The sequence below is a fragment of the Neokomagataea anthophila genome, assembly GCF_018122595.1.
Taxonomy (GTDB): Bacteria; Pseudomonadota; Alphaproteobacteria; order Acetobacterales; family Acetobacteraceae; genus Gluconobacter; species Gluconobacter anthophilus.
The window spans coordinates 1-217 of sequence record NZ_JAGRQH010000238.1 but is presented as its reverse complement, the minus strand read 5'-3'; the positions used below and the strand labels follow the sequence as shown (position 1 = coordinate 217).

Annotated in this window: 1 protein-coding gene; it reads left to right on the top strand. The window is 47.5% G+C overall.

The window, feature by feature from the left end; genetic code table 11:
- Positions 1-217 (top strand): glycoside hydrolase family 99-like domain-containing protein (locus tag KB213_RS12570; protein ID WP_211683600.1); only part of this gene is annotated, 217 nt, incomplete at both ends.

The following is a 217-nucleotide window of genomic DNA, read 5'->3' as shown; positions in this document are numbered from 1 at the left end:
AACAACGATTACTAGAAACACCCCTTGAAATATTACTAAAACACCCCGAAATAGACCTCACCTTCTGCCTCATGTGGGCCAATGAGAACTGGAGCCGCCGCTGGGATGTATCAGAGGATGACATACTGATTGCACAAGACTACCACACAGATGATGACGTGGCCCTTATCGACTGCTTTGCTCGCCACATGAAAGACCCACGCTATATTCACGTCAA